General features: G+C 60.9%; 20 protein-coding genes. 19 read left to right on the forward strand and 1 reads right to left on the reverse strand.

Going from position 1 to position 18,268, the window contains the following annotated elements; genetic code table 11:
* Window positions 1–17 precede the first annotated feature (17 nt).
* From prmC to FME68_RS00370, 19 genes are all read left to right on the forward strand, one after another.
* The gene (gene prmC / locus FME68_RS00280; protein WP_144013512.1) at window positions 18–914 is read left to right on the forward strand and encodes a peptide chain release factor N(5)-glutamine methyltransferase; all 897 of its coding nucleotides are present in this window, start codon (window positions 18–20) and stop codon (window positions 912–914) included.
* Between the two features lie 54 nt (window positions 915–968).
* The gene (locus FME68_RS00285) at window positions 969–1,646 is read left to right on the forward strand and encodes an L-threonylcarbamoyladenylate synthase (protein WP_070515577.1); all 678 of its coding nucleotides are present in this window, start codon (window positions 969–971) and stop codon (window positions 1,644–1,646) included.
* Between the two features lie 10 nt (window positions 1,647–1,656).
* Complete coding sequence (locus FME68_RS00290; protein ID WP_144013513.1) at window positions 1,657–2,832, forward strand: MraY family glycosyltransferase; 1,176 nt, start codon at window positions 1,657–1,659, stop codon at window positions 2,830–2,832.
* Window positions 2,833–2,848: 16 nt separating this feature from the next.
* Entirely contained in the window at window positions 2,849–3,283 is a 435-nt protein-coding gene (locus FME68_RS00295; protein WP_049155069.1) for a Cg1360 family ATP-synthase-associated protein, read from the forward strand.
* 447 nt (window positions 3,284–3,730) lie between these two features.
* Window positions 3,731–4,543, forward strand: coding sequence for a F0F1 ATP synthase subunit A (gene atpB, locus FME68_RS00300; RefSeq protein ID WP_049155068.1), 813 nt, complete (start codon window positions 3,731–3,733; stop codon window positions 4,541–4,543).
* 98 nt (window positions 4,544–4,641) lie between these two features.
* Window positions 4,642–4,884, forward strand: coding sequence for an ATP synthase F0 subunit C (locus FME68_RS00305; protein ID WP_010187073.1), 243 nt, complete (start codon window positions 4,642–4,644; stop codon window positions 4,882–4,884).
* Between the two features lie 45 nt (window positions 4,885–4,929).
* Window positions 4,930–5,502, forward strand: a complete 573-nt coding sequence (locus FME68_RS00310; protein ID WP_010187072.1) for a F0F1 ATP synthase subunit B — start codon at window positions 4,930–4,932, stop codon at window positions 5,500–5,502.
* A 6-nt stretch (window positions 5,503–5,508) separates the two neighbouring features.
* On the forward strand, window positions 5,509–6,324 hold the full coding sequence (locus tag FME68_RS00315; RefSeq protein ID WP_010187070.1) for a F0F1 ATP synthase subunit delta: 816 nt from the start codon (window positions 5,509–5,511) through the stop codon (window positions 6,322–6,324).
* Between the two features lie 60 nt (window positions 6,325–6,384).
* Window positions 6,385–8,025 carry a F0F1 ATP synthase subunit alpha gene (gene atpA, locus FME68_RS00320; protein WP_010187069.1) on the forward strand — a complete coding sequence of 547 codons (1,641 nt, stop codon included), beginning with the start codon at window positions 6,385–6,387 and terminating at the stop codon, window positions 8,023–8,025.
* A gap of 56 nt (window positions 8,026–8,081) precedes the next feature.
* Window positions 8,082–9,065: a F0F1 ATP synthase subunit gamma gene (locus FME68_RS00325; protein WP_070511577.1), complete on the forward strand. Its 984-nt coding sequence runs from the start codon at window positions 8,082–8,084 to the stop codon at window positions 9,063–9,065.
* Between the two features lie 3 nt (window positions 9,066–9,068).
* Entirely contained in the window at window positions 9,069–10,517 is a 1,449-nt protein-coding gene (atpD, locus tag FME68_RS00330; protein ID WP_010187062.1) for a F0F1 ATP synthase subunit beta, read from the forward strand.
* A 10-nt stretch (window positions 10,518–10,527) separates the two neighbouring features.
* Window positions 10,528–10,896 (forward strand): F0F1 ATP synthase subunit epsilon, encoded by a 369-nt coding sequence (locus FME68_RS00335; protein ID WP_049155064.1) that lies wholly within the window; start codon window positions 10,528–10,530, stop codon window positions 10,894–10,896.
* Window positions 10,897–11,070: 174 nt separating this feature from the next.
* Window positions 11,071–11,556 (forward strand): DUF2550 domain-containing protein, encoded by a 486-nt coding sequence (locus FME68_RS00340; RefSeq protein WP_158395318.1) that lies wholly within the window; start codon window positions 11,071–11,073, stop codon window positions 11,554–11,556.
* A gap of 23 nt (window positions 11,557–11,579) precedes the next feature.
* Window positions 11,580–12,272: an endonuclease NucS gene (gene nucS / locus FME68_RS00345; RefSeq protein WP_070547239.1), complete on the forward strand. Its 693-nt coding sequence runs from the start codon at window positions 11,580–11,582 to the stop codon at window positions 12,270–12,272.
* On the forward strand, window positions 12,272–12,556 hold the full coding sequence (locus FME68_RS00350) for an Rv1322 family protein (RefSeq protein WP_328287655.1): 285 nt from the start codon (window positions 12,272–12,274) through the stop codon (window positions 12,554–12,556). Before nucS ends, FME68_RS00350 begins: the two co-directional genes overlap by 1 nt.
* A 10-nt stretch (window positions 12,557–12,566) precedes the next feature.
* A complete protein-coding gene (locus tag FME68_RS00355; RefSeq protein ID WP_049155059.1) occupies window positions 12,567–12,875 on the forward strand; it encodes a thiamine-binding protein in 309 nt (102 codons plus the stop codon).
* The gene (locus FME68_RS00360) at window positions 12,872–13,807 is read left to right on the forward strand and encodes a tetratricopeptide repeat protein (RefSeq protein WP_328287656.1); all 936 of its coding nucleotides are present in this window, start codon (window positions 12,872–12,874) and stop codon (window positions 13,805–13,807) included. Before FME68_RS00355 ends, FME68_RS00360 begins: the two co-directional genes overlap by 4 nt.
* Before the next feature lie 203 nt (window positions 13,808–14,010).
* On the forward strand, window positions 14,011–15,588 hold the full coding sequence (locus tag FME68_RS00365; RefSeq protein WP_158395320.1) for a peptide ABC transporter substrate-binding protein: 1,578 nt from the start codon (window positions 14,011–14,013) through the stop codon (window positions 15,586–15,588).
* Window positions 15,589–15,635: 47 nt separating this feature from the next.
* Window positions 15,636–16,034, forward strand: coding sequence for an arsenate reductase/protein-tyrosine-phosphatase family protein (locus FME68_RS00370; protein ID WP_158395322.1), 399 nt, complete (start codon window positions 15,636–15,638; stop codon window positions 16,032–16,034).
* A 91-nt stretch (window positions 16,035–16,125) separates the two neighbouring features.
* Here FME68_RS00370 and glgB read toward each other — a convergent pair whose 3' ends face one another.
* Entirely contained in the window at window positions 16,126–18,246 is a 2,121-nt protein-coding gene (gene glgB, locus FME68_RS00375; protein ID WP_158395324.1) for a 1,4-alpha-glucan branching protein GlgB, read from the reverse strand.
* Between the last annotated feature and the right edge of the window lie 22 nt (window positions 18,247–18,268).

The raw sequence follows: 18,268 nt of genomic DNA on the forward strand, positions 1-18,268 counted from the left end.
AGGCGCGGTTTAATTCGGTGACTTTTCACACCTATCGGGAGGCGCTTCGTGATGCCACGGAGCGCCTTCGCGCTGCCGGGGTACCTTCACCCGAGTGGGACGCGCGCCTGCTGGCTGCCCACCTCATCCACTGCGGCCACATGGACATCCCGCTTAACGAGGCTCCGATGCCCGGCTTTGACGTGGCATATGGGGCGTTGGTGGGGCGTCGTGAAGCGCGCGAGCCCCTCCAGCACATCCTGGGCGTGGCGTGGTTCGGCCCCCTCGAACTCGAGGTGGGCCCCGGCGTGTTCATCCCGCGCCCGGAGACGGAGGTGCTCGCCGACTGGGGAGTTAAATTTCTTACGAAATTTAACTCGGGGAAGATGACGAAATTTAACTCGCAATCTCCCCGCGTCGTGGATCTGTGCGCTGGCTCCGGGGCGCTGGCGCTGTACGTCGCCCACTATGTGCCGCAGGCCCAGGTGTGGGCAGTGGAGCTTGCCGACGCCGCCCTGGCCTACACCCGGCGCAATGCCGCAACCGCTTCGCGCGGCGGGGCGGGTTCTGTGAACGTGGTGCAGGGCGACGTCACCGACGCCGAGATCTTGTCGGAACTGCACGGCACCGTTGACCTCGTGCTCACCAATCCACCCTACGTTCCGGAGACCCCGGACCTGGACCCAGAGGTCTACCAGGATCCGCACGATGCGGTGTTTGGGGGAGCAGACGGCATGGAGACCATCAACGCGATGATTCCGACCATCGCCGCGTTGCTGCGCCCCGGCGGGCGTGTGGGCATTGAGCACGACGACGAGACCTCCCAACAAGTGCAGGGAGCCCTGCGCGCGCACGGCGGCTTCACCGATATCGAGGTGCTCAAGGACCTCACTGGCACCGCACGATTTGTCACAGCGAAGCGGGGAGTACAGTAGATTGGTCGAAGATTGGTCGACAAGCCGATAGGAACGGGATTAAAGGAGAGACCAATGCAGGGACAGATTTATAACTGTGCGGACGCTGCTGAGCGCGAGGAAGGCATGGCACTTGCCGTCAAAGCAGCCAAGTCAGGCCGACTCGTCGTGATGCCCACCGACACGCTCTACGGGCTGGGCTGCGATGCTTTCGATAACGATGCCGTGGCCAGCCTTTTGGCCACCAAACACCGCGGCCCGGACATGCCGGTGCCGGTGCTCGTCGGCTCCTGGGACACCGTCAAGGGGCTTGTCGCTTCGTTGGATGACACCGCGCAGACCCTCATCGAGGCCTTCTGGCCGGGTGGACTGTCCATCGTGGTGCCGCAAGCGCCTTCGCTGCCTTGGAACTTGGGCGATACCCGTGGCACGGTGATGCTGCGTATGCCCCTGCACCCCATTGCTATTGAGCTCCTCCGCGAGGTCGGCCCCATGGCGGTCTCCTCCGCGAATATCTCCGGTCAGACCCCGCCGACCACCGCGATTGCCGCCAAGCAGCAGCTGGGCAAGGCCGTCACGGTCTATCTGGATGGGGGAGAGGCCGAGGTGGGCAAGCCCTCCACCATTATCGATCTGTCCGGTCCGCGCCCCTACCTCTTGCGCGAAGGCGCGCTGAGCGCCGAGCAGATTGGTGAGGTCATCGGAGTGTCTGCAGAGTCCTTGCGCACCCGGCCGGGTAGCCAATCCTCTTAAGGAGACATCAGTGGCTGGAACCGGAGTGCCGCTGCGCGAACTGGCGTTGATCATTTTCGTCGCGGCGGCGTTTACCTACATCACCACCGGACTGGTGCGCAGCGTCTTGGTGCGCAGCGGCCAGGTGGCGGAGATTCGTCTGCGTGATAGTCACTCGCAACCCACCCCGCAGTTGGGTGGCGTTGCCATGTTCACGGGGTTTGCGGCTGCTGTCTATCTCGCAGGCCAGCTTCCAGCCTTGACTCGCGGGTTTATGCCGGTCACGCCGGAGATGAACGCTGTGCTGTGGGCAGCCGCGGCCATTGTCATCGTCGGCGTGGTGGATGACCTGGTGGAGCTGAGTGCTCTGGTCAAGCTGATTGGGCAATTGGTGGCGGCGGCCATCATGAGCGGTCTAGGTCTGACGTGGACTCTTCTCTTCTTGCCCTTTGGTGATGGAACCACGGTCATCCTCGACCAGGTCCAGGGGACACTCTTGACTACGTTCTTTACGGTCCTGCTCATCAACGCCATCAACTTCGTGGACGGGCTCGATGGGCTGGCTGCCGGGCTGGGCATGATTGCAGGTGGTGCCATCCTGGTTTTCTCGCTGACCGTGCTGCACGACCAGGGCGGGGCGGTCTCGGCGTATCCACCGGCGATCATCGCGGCGGCGCTCGTGGGCGTGTGCGCCGGGTTTCTCCCGCATAATTTTGAACCCTCCCGCATCTTCATGGGGGACAGCGGGGCGATGCTGATCGGTTTGTTGCTTGCAGCGGCGTCGACCTCGGCGTCGGGCAAGATCAACATGTCGCTCTATGGAACCGTGGACATCGTGGCGCTGATGTCACCCGTTATCGTTGTTGTTGCTGCGGTCTTTATTCCAGTCCTCGACCTTGTCTGGGCTGTTATTCGCCGCGTATCTCAGGGGCGTTCGCCCTTTGCCGCGGACAAGGCCCACATCCACCACCGGCTGCTCTCGCTGGGACATACACACCGCCGCACCGTGTTGGTGCTGTACCTATGGGTCTCTGCGGTGGCCTTCGGGGCGGTCTCCTTTTCCATCGTTCCCGCGCCCGTGGCCGTCGTACTAGCGCTTGTTGCGCTCGTTGTGGCCTTTGGCGTGACCCTGATTCCGCTGCGTCAGGGCAAGCTTGGGCGCCAGTCGCGTCCCACCAGCGTGGTGCTGGAAACGGATCCCTCCTGAGGTAGGGTATGGGGCTGTGACTGATTCAACGACCTCCGAAGAGCTTTCGCCGTACGACGATCATCGGCGCCCCCTCAAGCGTGCGCTCCGCCTCGGGGCCATCGGCCTTGTCGTCGTGACCATCGCGTCCCTGGCTATCTGGGGCGGTGTCCGCGGGTTGCCTGGGATCTGGGGCGTCCTCGTCGGCGCGGCCATCGGCGGTGGCTTCGTGCTCTTTACCGCGGCCTCAGTTCTTCTTACTGCGCGCACCACGCCGTCGACCACGATGGCGGTGGTGCTCGGCGGCTGGCTGCTCAAGGTGGTCATCCTGATTATGGTGCTGTTGCTGATTAAGGATCTTGAGTTCTACGACACGATGGCGCTGTTCGTCACCGTGCTGCTGGCGCTGGCGGTGACGCTCGGCACTGAGGTCTGGGGTGTGATTACATCCAACGTGACCTACGTGTCTTAGCCAACCTCGACCTTTTAGAGTGAGCCACTGCTTCCGGTGACCCCGGGAGGGTGGCTTTTTGTGTAGTTAAGTGGCCGCGGCGACAGCGCCCGTTACCCCCGTCAAGGTGGGAAAACGCGGGTGTGTGACGAAGTACACTTGGCGGGGTTTCGGCAGAATGTGGGCGTTTTATAGGGCCCACTGGCACTAGGCTGTGCCTTTAGGGCCGCAACGGGGCCCCCACGTGCGAAAACTTGAGGGCGAACTGATAGCATTCTCTTCGGGTTACCGCGGGTTAGTGTCATGCTATCCCGAAAAAGTACGGTTTATCCTTGCCCTGTTTACGCTGATGTGCGACGGAGTCCGTAGACAGGGCAAAGAGCTTGAGACGTCCATCGCACCACATAGCCTTCGACAAGCTGTGTGGCCCGAACACGGGAGAGAACGCTGAGCGTTACGACATTGGCCATGAAGGGTGAGTTTCACGCACCCGAACTGGATCCAGAATTTTTCCCGGGGCACGTAACCGATGATGGTGAAGTCGTCGATCTTCTTTTCGCCGATTTCGCCAACGGTTGGTTCGCTTTGGATCGCATCATGCTGGTTCGTCTGTTCATGGCGGCCATCCTGGTGCTCCTTTTTGTTGTCGCCTTCAGGAACCCGAAGCTGGTTCCTAAAGGATTGCAAAACGTAGCGGAGCATGCGATTGACTTCGTACGAATTCACATCGCAGAAGACATTTTGGGTCGCAAGGAAGGACGCCGTTTCCTTCCGATCTTGGCCACGATCTTCTTCGGTGTTTTGTTCTGGAACGTAGCAACTATTGTTCCAGCTCTAAACATCTCTCCGAACGCTCGTATTGGTATGCCAATCGTGCTGGCTGTCGTCGCGTACATCGCCATGATTTACGCCGGCGCCAAGCGCTTTGGCTTCGGCAAGTTCATCAAGTCCTCGGTGGTTATTCCTAACCTGCCGCCGTTGCTGCACGTGCTTGTCGTACCGATTGAGGCTTTCTCTACGTTTGTCATGCGCCCAGTCACGCTGGCTCTTCGTCTGATGGCGAACTTCCTGGCTGGCCACCTCATTTTGGTCCTGTTGTACTCGGCAACGAACTTCTTCTTCTTCCAGTTCAACGGTTGGACTGCACTGAGTGGCCTGACGCTGGTCGCAGCGGTTCTGTTCACGCTGTACGAAATTATCGTCATCTTCCTGCAGGCTTACATCTTCGCCCTGCTGACGGCGGTATACATCGAACTGTCGCTGCATGCAGATTCGCACTAACAACAACACGAACCTCGCGGTTAACTAAATACCCCAAAACCACCACATCCCCCGCGGAAGAATCCGTGGGAAAACTTTGAAAGGGAACGACTTTCATCATGAACGAAATCATTCTTGCTCAGGCTGCTGACGAGTCCACCCTCAAGGGCCTCGGCGCCATCGGCTACGGCATCGCAACCATCGGCCCGGGTCTGGGCATCGGTATCCTCGTCGGCAAGACCGTCGAGGGCATGGCACGTCAGCCGGAGATGGCTGGCCAGCTGCGTACCACCATGTTCCTGGGTATCGCCTTCGTTGAGGCCCTCGCCCTGATTGGCCTCGTTGCAGGCTTCCTGTTCTAAAGAGCGCTTTACACAAAGTAAATCGAACTTTAAGAACGGAGCCCCATGAACAACGTCATTTACTACCTTGCAGCAGAAGGAAGTGAAACCCTGCCCCTCGAGTCGGGCAACTCTATCCTTCTGCCCAAGATGTACGACTTGGTCTGGTCGATCATTCCGTTCACCATCATCCTGATTGTGTTCTGGAAGCTCGTTCTTCCGGCATACAACAAGATGCTGCAGGAGCGTGAAGACCGGATCGAAGGTGGCCTTAAGCGTGCGGAGGCTCAGCAGGCCGAAGCAAAGGCCGCTCTGGAAAAGTACAATGCTCAGCTCGCTGACGCGCGAGCAGAGGCTGCGGAGATTCGTGAGCAGGCGCGCGAGCGCGGCAAGCTGATCGAGGCAGAGGCTAAGGAAGCTGCAGAAGAAGAGTCTCGTCGCATTCTGACCGCTGGCGAGAAGCAGCTTGAAGCTTCCCGCGCACAGGTCGTGTCTGAGCTGCGTTCCGACATCGGACAGAACTCCATCAACCTGGCAGAGAAGCTGCTCGGCGGCGAACTTTCGGACGCCACCAAGCAGTCCTCCACCATTGATAACTTCCTGTCCGAGCTCGACACTGTGGCACCGGCCGGAAAGTAGGCAACGATGAAGGCAGCTAGCCGCGAAGCACTCGCTACCGTTGAGTCCAAGCTGGATGAGTTCCTCTCCGGTGACCGCTCGGTGGCGACTGCTACCCAGGCAGGCCAGGACCTCTTTGAGGTGGTCCGCGTTCTCGACGGCGACCGCGAGCTGCGTGTCGCGCTGACCGACGACGCCTCCACCTCCGAGGAGCGCAAGTCCCTGGTCCAGACCCTTTTCGGCGGCAAGGTTTCCCCGGTAGCACTGCAGGTGCTCCAGGAGGCAGCCGCCGCACAGTGGTCGACCCCGCGTGATATCGCCCGCGGCCTTATCATCCTTGGCCGTCGCGCACTGCTGCGCGGCGCTGAGTTTGAGGGCAAGCTGGGCCAGGTGGAAGACGAACTCTTCTCCCTGTCGCGCGTGCTTGACCGCGAAGGCGAACTGACCCAGCTGCTTTCAGACCGTACTGCGACGTCCGACCGCAAGGTTGGGCTGCTGGCAAGCGTGCTCTACGGCAAGGTCACGATGGTTACTGAAGCGCTTGCGCTGCAGGCCATTGGCCGCCCGGAGCAGAACCCGATTGATGATCTCGCCGGATTGGCGGACACCGCAGCCAAGCTGCAGGGCCGTACCATCGCGCGCGTGACCTCGGCGGGTGAGCTGAACGATAGCCAGCGGGCAGCACTCGCTGAAAAGCTGGGCAAAATTTATGGTCGTGCGATGTCCATCCACTCTGAGGTTGACACCAGCCTCCTCGGTGGTATGACCATCCGCGTCGGCGACGAAGTCATCGATGGTTCGACGGCAGGCAAGATTGCCCGCCTTCGCGCGCAGATGGCATAAGCCGAAACGACAGAAACGATTAAGTAATTGCTGGAAGATACTACCGAGAGCAGGAAGAACATGGCGGAGCTGACGATCTCCTCCGACGAGATCCGTAGCGCGATTGCGAACTACACCTCGAGCTACTCCGCGGAGGCCTCCCGTGAGGAGGTCGGCGTGGTCATTTCGGCAGCTGACGGTATTGCGCAGGTTTCGGGCCTGCCGTCCGTCATGGCGAATGAGCTGCTCGAGTTCCCCGGCGGCGTGATTGGCGTCGCACAGAACCTTGACACCAACTCCATCGGTGTCGTGGTCTTGGGCAACTTCGAGTCGCTTAAAGAAGGCGACGAGGTCAAGAGGACCGGCGAGGTTCTCTCCATCCCTGTGGGCGAGGAATTCCTCGGCCGCGTTATCAACCCCCTGGGCCAGCCGATTGACGGCATGGGCCCGATCACCGCTGAAGAGGACCGCGTCCTCGAGCTGCAGGCACCGTCCGTGCTGCAGCGTCAGCCGGTGGAAGAGCCGATGCAGACCGGCATCAAGGCTATTGACGCGATGACCCCGATTGGTCGTGGTCAGCGTCAGCTGATCATTGGTGACCGTAAGACGGGTAAGACCGCCGTCTGTATCGACACCATCCTGAACCAGAAGGCTAACTGGGAGTCTGGCGACAAGAACAAGCAGGTCCGCTGCATCTACGTCGCCATCGGCCAGAAGGGCTCCACCATCGCTGGTGTGCGCCACACCCTGGAGCAGCACGGCGCTCTGGAGTACACCACCATCGTGGCTGCTCCGGCATCCGACGCCGCCGGCTTCAAGTGGCTGGCACCGTTCTCCGGTGCAGCTCTGGGTCAGCACTGGATGTACCAGGGCAACCACGTCCTGATCATTTACGATGATCTGACCAAGCAGGCTGAGGCCTACCGTGCGATTTCCCTTCTGCTGCGCCGTCCGCCGGGCCGCGAGGCTTACCCGGGCGACGTCTTCTACCTCCACTCCCGTCTGCTGGAGCGTGCTGCAAAGCTCTCTGACGACATGGGTGCAGGTTCCATGACCGCACTGCCGATCATTGAGACCAAGGCGAACGACGTCTCCGCCTTCATTCCGACCAACGTTATTTCTATTACCGACGGCCAGGTCTTCCTGGAGTCCGACCTGTTCAACCAGGGCGTCCGTCCGGCAATTAACGTCGGTGTGTCCGTCTCCCGTGTTGGTGGTGCCGCACAGACCAAGGGTATGAAGAAGGTTGCCGGTAACCTCCGTCTCGAGCTGGCTGCCTACCGTGACCTGCAGGCCTTCGCGGCCTTCGCATCCGACCTGGATCCGGCTTCCAAGGCTCAGCTGGAGCGCGGCGAGCGCCTCGTCGAGCTGCTCAAGCAGTCCGAGTCCTCCCCGCAGCCTGTCGAGTACCAGATGGTGTCCATCTTCCTCGCAGACCAGGGCATCTTCGACGTCGTTCCCGTCGAGGACGTACGCCGCTTCGAGAAGGAGCTGCACGATCACCTCAACTCGGCAACCCCGCAGGTGTTCGAGCAGATCCAGGGCGGTACCGCTCTGACCGACGAGTCCAAGGATGCACTTGTTGCAGCAGCAAAGGACTTCACTCCGTCCTTCCGCACGACCGAGGGCAACAACCTCGGCACCGAGGCGCCGGTTGACCCGCTCGCCGCGGATGATGTGAATAAGACCGAGCTCAACGTCTCCCGCAAGACGGCCAAATAGAGTTTCGCACGCTCTAAGAATTAACCGTCTAGAAAGAGAAGGGAGGAGCGAACACCATGGCTAATCTTCGTGAACTGCGTGACCGTATCCGGTCCGTCAATTCCACCAAGAAGATCACCAAGGCACAGGAGCTCATTGCTACCTCGCGCATTACCAAGGCTCAGGCCAGGGTAGAAGCGGCGCAGCCTTATGCACGTGAACTGTCCAACGTGCTTAACAAGCTGGCGGCGCACACGTCCCTGGATCACCCGATGCTCCGGGAACGCGAAGATGCGAAGGTTGCCGCTATTCTCGTGGTCTCTTCGGACCGCGGTATGTGCGGTGGCTACAACAACAACATCTTCAAGAAGGCGGCCGAGCTGGAAGCCCTGCTCAAGAGCGAGGGTTTCGAGACCGTCCGCTACGTGACCGGCAACAAGGGCGTTGGCTTCTACAAGTTCCGTGAGGACGAGGTCGCAGGCAGCTGGACTGGATTCTCGCAGGATCCGACCTGGGAAAAGACGCACGATGTGCGCCGCCACATTATCGACGGCTTCGTCGCCGGTTCGAATGGCCAGGCCAAGACCCGCGAGGGCATTAACGTGGAGGGCGAGACCGTTCGCGGTTTCGACCAGGTACACGTCGTGTACACCGAGTTCGAGTCCATGCTGACCCAGACCGCGCGTGTGCAGCAGCTGCTGCCGGTGGTACCGGTTATCGAGGAAGAGGACTACAACCTGGGTGAGTCCGCGCTTTCCGACGCCGAGCCGAACAATCAGATCACCCCTGATTACGACTTCGAGCCGGATGCGGACACCCTGATGGAAGCGCTGCTTCCGCAGTACGTGTCTCGCCTCCTATTTGCGATGTTCTTGGAGTCCTCGGCCTCCGAGTCCGCCGCACGCCGTACCGCAATGAAGTCTGCAACTGATAACGCTACCGAGCTGGTCAAGGACCTCTCGCGCGTGGCCAACCAGGCCCGTCAGGCGCAGATTACCCAAGAAATCACAGAGATCGTCGGTGGCGCTGGGGCGCTCGCCGAAAGCGCAGAAAGTGACTAGATTATGACTACAGCTCTGCAAGAGCAGAACACACAGTCGTCGGCTACCGCCGGCCGTGTGGTGCGTGTCATCGGTCCGGTCGTCGACGTGGAGTTTCCGCGTGGCGGGCTGCCGGCACTGTACAACGCACTGACCGTCGAGGTGACCCTCGAGGCTGTTGCAAAGACCGTCACCCTTGAGGTCGCTCAGCACCTCGGTGACAACCTCGTCCGTGCCGTGTCCATGGCTCCGACCGACGGCCTCGTCCGCGGCGCTGCCGTGACCGACACCGGCAAGCCGATTTCCGTCCCGGTGGGCGATGTGGTCAAGGGCCACGTCTTCAACGCCCTCGGTGACTGCCTTGACCAGCCGGGTCTGGGCCGCGATGGCGAGCAGTGGGGCATCCACCGCGAGCCGCCGGCTTTCGACCAGCTCGAGGGTAAGACCGAGATCCTGGAGACCGGTATTAAGGTCATCGACCTGCTGACCCCGTACGTGAAGGGCGGCAAGATCGGCCTGTTCGGTGGTGCAGGTGTGGGTAAGACCGTTCTTATCCAGGAGATGATTACTCGTATCGCACGCGAGTTCTCCGGTACCTCCGTCTTCGCCGGCGTCGGCGAGCGCACCCGTGAGGGCACCGACCTCTTCCTCGAGATGGAAGAGATGGGCGTTCTCCAGGACACCGCACTTGTCTTCGGCCAGATGGATGAGCCGCCAGGAGTCCGTATGCGCGTGGCTCTGTCCGGCCTGACCATGGCGGAGTACTTCCGCGATGTGCAGAACCAGGACGTGCTGCTGTTCATCGACAACATCTTCCGTTTCACCCAGGCCGGTTCTGAGGTGTCGACCCTGCTGGGCCGCATGCCTTCCGCCGTGGGTTACCAGCCGACTCTGGCTGATGAGATGGGTGTGCTGCAGGAGCGTATTACCTCCACCAAGGGTAAGTCCATTACCTCCCTGCAGGCCGTCTACGTGCCGGCCGATGACTACACCGACCCGGCTCCGGCGACCACCTTCGCTCACCTCGATGCCACCACCGAGTTGGACCGTGGTATTGCTTCGAAGGGTATTTACCCGGCAGTGAACCCGCTGACCTCTACCTCTCGTATTCTGGAGCCGTCCATCGTCGGCGAGCGCCACTACGAGGTTGCACAGCGCGTCATCGGTATCCTGCAGAAGAACAAGGAGCTTCAGGACATCATCGCCATCCTTGGTATGGACGAGCTGTCTGAGGAAGACAAGATTACCGTTCAGCGTGCTCGCCGTATCGAGCGCTTCCTGGGCCAGAACTTCTTCGTCGCAGAGAAGTTCACCGGCCTGCCGGGTTCCTACGTGCCGCTGGCCGATACCATCGATGCTTTCGAGCGCATCTGCAACGGCGAATTCGACCACTACCCGGAGCAGGCCTTCAACGGCCTGGGTGGCTTGGACGACGTCGAGGCTGCGTACAAGAAGCTGACCGAGAAGAAGTAGGGAGAGGCACATGGCTGACATCACCGCCGAATTGGTTTCCGTCGAGCGCCTGCTGTGGACCGGCAAGGCCACCATGGTGACGGCTGAGACCACCGAGGGTGAGATCGGCGTGCTTCCTGGTCATGAGCCCATGGTCGGTCAGTTGATCGACAATGGTGTTGTGACCATCCACCCAGTCGACGGCGACCGTCGCGTCGCTGCCGTCCAGGGTGGCTTCCTCTCCGTGTCCGAGAACAAGATCACCGTCCTCGCCGATTGGGCCATTTGGGCCCGCGAGGTCGATGAAGCCCAGGCACAGGAAGACCTGAAGTCTGAGCGTGAGTTGACAAGGTCTCGCGGCGAAGCTGCACTGCGCGCCGTACGCCGCTTCAACAGCTAACGGATGAGCGGAGAGGGAACCGACGGGCAGCAATGACCGCCCTTCCCACTTTCACTTAGGAACCCCACAACCTCGCTAAGAGGGGGTGGGGTTCCTTCGTCTTCTCCGCCCCCAAGACGAGTAACTCTGAGCAATGACTAGCATTGCCTAATCCAACGGCGGTACAATCAACCCATGAATTCTCAGGTGCTTCAGGGGCTAACAATTCTTTTAGGTCTGTGCGCACTGGTCCTTCTGGTTTTCCTTATCCTGGCGGCGGTGCGCTTTTTCACCGTGCGCTCCCGTGGCACGAGCATCCTTTTGCGCCAACTACCCTCGAAGGACTCTCATTCTTGGCGTCATGGTCTCGTGCGCTATGACGGCGAGTATATGAATTACTTTAAGCTTCGCTCCGTCATGCCTCGCGCCAACAAGCGCTTTAATCGCCTCGACATCGAATTGGGTAAGACTCGCCCGATGGACGATGACGAGGCTTCTTTTATGCCCTCGGATCACCAAATTATCCAGATTCGCATCGATGGGCGGGAGTACGAGATTGCCTCCGATGCGCAGGGCATTATGGCCCTGAACGCGTGGGTGGAGTCGGCCCCGTCGAAGCGCCAAGAAAAGCTGGACTATCACCAGATGCGCCAACGGGCTACCCGTTTACCTAAGAAGTAGCGCTCAACGATAGGGTAGAGGGCATGCGTCTTGTCATCGCCCAATGCTCCGTAGATTACGTCGGCCGCCTCGACGCCCACCTTCCGATGGCGGATCGGCTCATCCTCATTAAGGCCGATGGTTCGGTGTCCATCCACGCGGATGATCGCGCCTACAAGCCCTTGAACTGGATGACGCCGCCGTGCACCTTTGAGGAGTCAGCGATTGAGGATATCGATGGCGAAGACACCGGGGAAAAGCTGTGGCTGGTGGAGAACCCCAAGGGTGAGCAGCTGCGCATCACCATTGCTGAGATCCACCAGGACATCGACATGGAGCTGGGGGAAGATCCCGGTCTAGTCAAGGACGGTGTGGAGGCTCACCTGCAGGAGCTGCTGGCCGAGCACATCGAAACGTTGGGGGAGAAGTACTCTCTGGTGCGCCGCGAGTACCCCACGGCTATTGGCCCGGTGGACATTATGGCGAAGAACGCTGAGAACGAGTTCGTCGCCGTGGAGGTCAAACGCCGCGGGGGCATCGATGGCGTCGAGCAGCTCACGCGCTACCTCGAACTGCTTAACCGCGACGACTTGCTTGCGCCGGTACACGGCGTCTTCGCCGCGCAGGAAATCAAGCCCCAAGCCAGGACACTGGCGGAGGACCGCGGCATCCGCTGCGTGGTCCTGGATTACCAGGAGCTGCGCGGCATCGAATCCAACGAGCTGCGGTTGTTCTAGTGCCACGCCGCAACCGCAGAATCCGCGAGGAGCCGCGCTCGCTGCCGCGCGATGGCAGCGCTTTCCTAGGCTCGCAGACGGTGGCAGGGCCGAGCTGGACCAATGGCGAGCCCTTCGTCATGAGACACGTCGGCAGTGCCGCCGCTCAGAAGTACTACGTGTGCCCAGGATGCAACCAAAACATCCCTCCCGGGGTGGCGCACATCGTGGCCTGGCCACGGGATACCGGTGGGCGCGGTGAGGACCGCCGCCACTGGCACCGGCACTGCTGGGACCGGCGGTAGGATGGCGGGCATGATTGTTGCCTTTTCCGTAGCGCCCACTGTCGTGGGCGATGAAAGCGCTGAAATGTCCGAGGCCGTGGCCGAAGCAGTGCGTGTTGTCCGTGCTTCGGGCTTGCCCAATGAGACCAATTCCATGTTCACCATCATTGAGGGTGAATGGGACGAGGTCTTCGCGGTCATTAAGGAGGCCACCGATGCTGTACGCGCCGTGTCGCCGCGCACGAGCCTGGTGATTAAGGCCGATATCCGCGAAGGCGTGACCGGGCAAATCACCCAAAAAGTAGATTCCGTTAACCGTTACCTGGAGGAGAATAAGTGACCGGACCGTACGTAGGAGGAGCCCTCGACCTGGGTGCTATCAAGCAGCAGGCGGAGGCACGGGCGCAAGCCCAGACACAGGCTGCAAGCGCCGGAGCCGCCAGCTCCGGCGGAGGGATCGCGCCCTTCTTCGAGGTCACCGAGCAGAACTTTGAGAATGACCTGGTGCGCCGCTCTGCGGAGGTGCCGGTTATCGCCCTGATTGGCTCGCCGCGCTCGCCTGCCTCCGAGCAGCTCAAGAAGGACTTCGAGGAAATGGCGGCCGCCGGTGGGCTGAAGTTCATCGTGGGCTATATTAACGCAGATGTCGTGCCCCAGGTGGCGCAGGTCTTCGGCGTGCAGAATCTGCCGACCACCGTTGCCATCGCAGCCGGCCAGCCAGTGACCAACTTCGAGGGCGGTCAGCCGCGTGAGAACCTGGAGCAGTGGGTTGCGGCGATCGTCGACAAGCTCGGCCCCCAGCTCAAGGGCCTTTCTGAACAGGGCGAGGCGGGGGAGAGCCCCGCAGAGGAAGCAGCAGACCCGCGCCTAAGCCTTGCGGAAGACGCACTCAACCGCGGCGATTTCGATTCCGCCATCGCCACCTACGAGGAGATCTTGGCCGCCGAGCCAGACAACGTGGAAATCAAGCAGGCCCGCGATACCACGCTGTTGCTCAAGCGCTTGGACCCGGCGAATCGCAGCGAAGATCCCATCGCCGCGGCGGATGCCGCCCCGGAGGACGTGTCCAAGCAGCTCGATGCTGCCGACGCGGAGGTCGTCGCCGGTGCCCCCGACCGCGCCTTCGAGCGCCTCATCGATGCCATGAAGCGCACCGCCGGGGATGACAAGGAGCAGCTCAAGACTCGCCTCTTGGAGCTCTTTGGGCTCTTCGATTCCGGCGACCCGCGCGTGCTTGCTGCGCGCACGAAGCTGGCAAGCGCGCTGTACTAAAGACGGCGTAGTAATAGTGCCCGGCTTGTGCTGGGGCCGAGAGCGACCTACCAAGACTGTCGCGGGTTGAACCCTCAGGATGACTCAACTGAGTCCTCTCTGAGGGTCTTTTGCGTTGAATCTATTATGTGAGTTGAAGCATGCTAAATTCCTTCTAGTGTTATCACGCACACCTGTTGTTTAACTCTTTCAGGAGGACTCTCATGCGCAAGCTCCTCGGCGTCGTCGGCGCCGCCTCTCTTGCTTTTACCCTTGTCGGCTGCGGAAGCGATAGCTCCGATAGTGCTGCTGGCTCCAACTACGTTCGCGTTCTGGGCACTGAGCCGCAGCAGGGGCTCATTCCCGCGATGACGAATGAGAACGGCGGCGGACGCATCGTCGACATGCTGTTTTCCGGATTGGTGTACTACGACGCTGACGGCAACGTGCACAACGAGATGGCCGAGTCCATTGACAAGGAAGGGGAGAAGACCTACAAGGTCACGCTCAAGCCGGACCTGAAGTTCTCCGACGGTTCTGCCGTAACTGCGGCCACCTTCGTCGATACGTGGAACTATGCGGTGGCCAACGAACAGCTCAATGAGAGCTTCTTCTCCTCCATCAAGGGCTACGGTGAAGGTGTCAAGGAGATGGAGGGCCTCAAGGTCATTGATGAGCGCACCTTCACCATCGAGCTCACCCAGCCGGAAAGCGACTTCCCGAGCCGCTTAGGTTACAACGCCTACTTCCCGGTGCCTGCGGCCGCACTGGAGGACCCGCAGGCTTTCGGCGAGACCCCGGTATCAAACGGTCCGTACAAGATCAAGGAATGGAACCACAACCAGAACCTGATCATCGAGCCGAACCCGGAATATAAGGGCGACCGCGCAGCGCAGAACGACGGCATCGAATTCGCCTTCTACGCCGACTCCAGTGCTGCGTACATGGACCTGCTGGCGAATAACCTCGATGTGCTCGAAGCCATTCCTTCATCCGCTTTCGGCAGCTATGAGCAGGACCTGGCCGGCCGCCAGGAGACCAAGCCGGCTGCCACCTATCTGGAGATGTCCATCCACATGGAGACCCCGCACTTTAGTGGGGAAGAGGGAACGCTGCGACGCAAGGCAATCTCGATGGCCATCAACCGTGAGGAGATCGCGGAGACCATCTTCCATGGCACCCGCACACCGGCCCGCGAGTTCACCTCACCGGTGCTGAACGGATACAACGACAGCCTGCCGGGTTCGGAGAACCTGGACTATAACCCGGAGGAAGCCAAGAAGCTGTGGGCGGAGGCCGATAAGAAGTACGGTGCTTTTGAAGGCACGTTCCCGATCAACTACAACACCGATGGTGACAACAAGGACTGGGCCGATGCGGTGGCTAATAGCATCAGCAACACGCTGGGAATCCAGGCCGTGGGCAACCCTTACCCGGACTTCAAGTCCTTCCGCGATGCCTACCGCACCGAGCGTATGGACGGCGCCTACCGCACGGCCTGGTTCGCCGATTACCCCTCCATGGGCAACTTCCTTGGGCCAAACTTCACCACGGGCGTAGCTTCGAATGACTCGAAGTACTCCAACCCGGAGTTCGATGAACTTATTGTAAAGGCCAACGGTGCCGCAAATGAGGAGGAAGCCGCGAAGCTCTACAACCAGGCACAGGAGCTGCTGCTGCGTGACCTTCCTTCAATCCCGCTGTTCTACCCGAACGTTGTTGGCGGCTGGTCCGAAAACGTCGAGGACGTGACCTTCAACTGGAAGTCCCTGCCGGTGTACTACGCGGTGAAGAAGAACTAGGGATCTGGTCCTACAGGAACACCGCAATATGACTAAAGTGCGGAGGCATGACCTCCGTACTTTTTCTTTGCAATACCAACCGGGGCAAGTCTCAGATGGCGGCTGCCTTAGCTAGGAAGCATGCGCCCGACTGGGAGATTCATTCTGCAGGAGTCAAGACCACTGAACAGCACCGTGAGCAGGGGGTGAACGCCGAGGCGCAGGCTTCCCTTGCAAAGGTCGGAGCGGACATGGAAGGTACGCCGACGCTGCTTGATGCCGGCCTCGCGTCTTCGGTGGATCACGTCATCATCGTCGGTGATGCCGACTATGACGGAGTGGCTGAGCGTTGGGAGATTGAGGACCCGTCCGTGCGTGGCCTAGAGGGAGAAGAGCGTATGGATGCGTTGCGCGATGACATTGATGCTCGCGTAAGAGCTTTCCTTGATGGTCACGCGCAGGACTGAAAACTGCAACTGCCCGAGTTGCCAAAACTAGGGGCTGGAATTCCATCCCAGCGGTGATCTTTGGCAACTCGGGCAGTTGTGCTTTCAGAAACTAGCCGCGGAAGGCATACCACTGCACCGAGTTGGCCGGCAGGTGCAGGTGGAGGTGGTTGCCTTCGGAGCGCACGCGGTGGGCAAGGTCGTTGCCAGCACCTTGGTAGACGGCGTCGTCTGTGTTGATGACCAGCTCCCACTCGCCATCGCGCGGCACCCAGAGGTCATAGTTGGGCACCGAGCTGCCGGAGAAGTTGCACACCGCCAATAAGGCGGAGCCGTCCTTGCCATAGCGGACGTAGCCGAGCATGTTGTTGTTGGCGTCGTCAGCCTTGACCCACTGGAAGCCATCCTGCGTGAAGTCCTGGGTCCACAGGGCTGGCTGTTGCTTGTACACCGCGTTGAGGTCGCGCACCAAGCGCTTAATGCCGTGGTGCCACTCGTTGCCCCAGCCCTCCAAGTTGGACCAATCCACGGAGTGGCCCTCTGCCCATTCGGTGGTCTGGCCAAACTCCTGGCCCATGAACATCAGCTGCTTGCCCGGGTGGGAGAACATGTAGCCATACAGTGCGCGCAGGCCCGCGGCCTTATTCCAGTCATCGCCCGGCATGCGCTCCCACAAGGAGCCCTTGCCGTGGACCACCTCGTCGTGGCTAAAGGGGAGCACGTAGCGTTCCGAATAGGCGTAGACCATGGAGAAGGTGAGCTCACCGTGGTGGTAGCGGCGGTGAATCGGCTCGTGCTTGAAGTACTCCAGGGTGTCGTTCATCCAGCCCATGTTCCACTTCAGGCTAAAGCCCAATCCGCCCTCGTGAGTCGGAGCGGTCACGCCGGGCCAGGAGGTGGATTCCTCGGCGATGGTCAGCACGCCCGGGTGGTTACGGTTTAGCGTGGCGTTGGTCTCTTGGAGGAATTGGACTGCCTCAAGGTTCTCGCGCCCGCCGTAGATATTGGGCAGCCATTCCTCGCGGGAGTAGTCCAAATAGAGCATGGAGGCCACAGCATCCACACGCAAGCCGTCGACGTGGAACTCCTCAGCCCAGTAGAGGGCATTGGCCACGAGGAAGTTGCGCACCTCGTTGCGGCCGAAGTCGAAGACGTAGGTGCCCCAATCGGCCTGCTCACCGCGGCGCGGGTCCGGGTGCTCGTAGAGTGCCTGCCCATCGAAGCGGCCCAGCGCCCACTCATCCTTGGGGAAGTGTGCTGGCACCCAGTCGACGAAGACGCCGATGCCGGCCTTGTGCAGGTCGTTGATGAGCGCGCGTAGCTCGTCCGGGGTTCCCCAGCGCGCGGAGGGTGCGTAGTAGCCGGAGACCTGGTAGCCCCAGGAGCCGCCGAAGGGGTGCTCGGCTACAGGTAGCAGCTCCACGTGGGTAAAGCCGTGCTCCAGCAGGTAGGGGATGAGCTCTTCGCGCAAGGTGTTGTAGTTAGCACCCACCTTCCAGGAGCCGACGTGCAGCTCGTAGACGCTCATTGGGACGTCGAGGTCGCCGTTGCGCTTGCTCATCCACTCCTCGTCGCTCCACTCGAAGCTGGAGCGGGCCACCACGGAGGCGGTCTCCGGCGGGGCGATGGTGCGCTTGGCCAGGGGATCGGCCTTATCAATGCGTGGGGAGTTCTTGCCATGGACCGCGAACTTATAGCGCTCGCCCTCGCCGACACCCGGGATGAAAACCTCCCAAATTCCCGTGGAGCCGAGGCAACGCATGGGGTACTGGGTAGGGTTCCAACCGCAGAAGTCACCGACCACGGCCACGCCCTCCGCGTTGGGCGCCCACACGGCAAACGCGGTGCCCTCGACTACTCCCATGTCGGTGGTGTAGCTCTTGAGGTTGGCGCCCAAGACCTCCCAGAGGCGCTCGTGGCGGCCTTCGCCAATGAGGTGCTGATCCAGGGGGCCCAGGGTGGGCAGGAAGTGGTAGCCGTCCGCTACCTCGACGGCGGGCTGGCCCGGGTAGGTGATACGCAGGCGGTAGTCTGCTTCTTCGGCGAGCGGGGCCTCCCAGATATCATCCCCAACCGCGCGCATGGCGAGGGTTTCGGTGGCGGTGACGAGCTCGACGGCTTCGGCACCGGGGCGGCGAGTGCGGACGGTTCCATCGTGCCAACCATAGAAATCATGGGGCGCGTGGTGGCGGCAGTGGTTGAGGCGTTCGAGGTCTGAGGCCGGGATGTTCATACAGACCAAATTACCCAAGAAC

This window comes from Corynebacterium hiratae, assembly GCF_009708045.1.
GTDB lineage: Bacteria > Actinomycetota > Actinomycetes > Mycobacteriales > Mycobacteriaceae > Corynebacterium > Corynebacterium hiratae.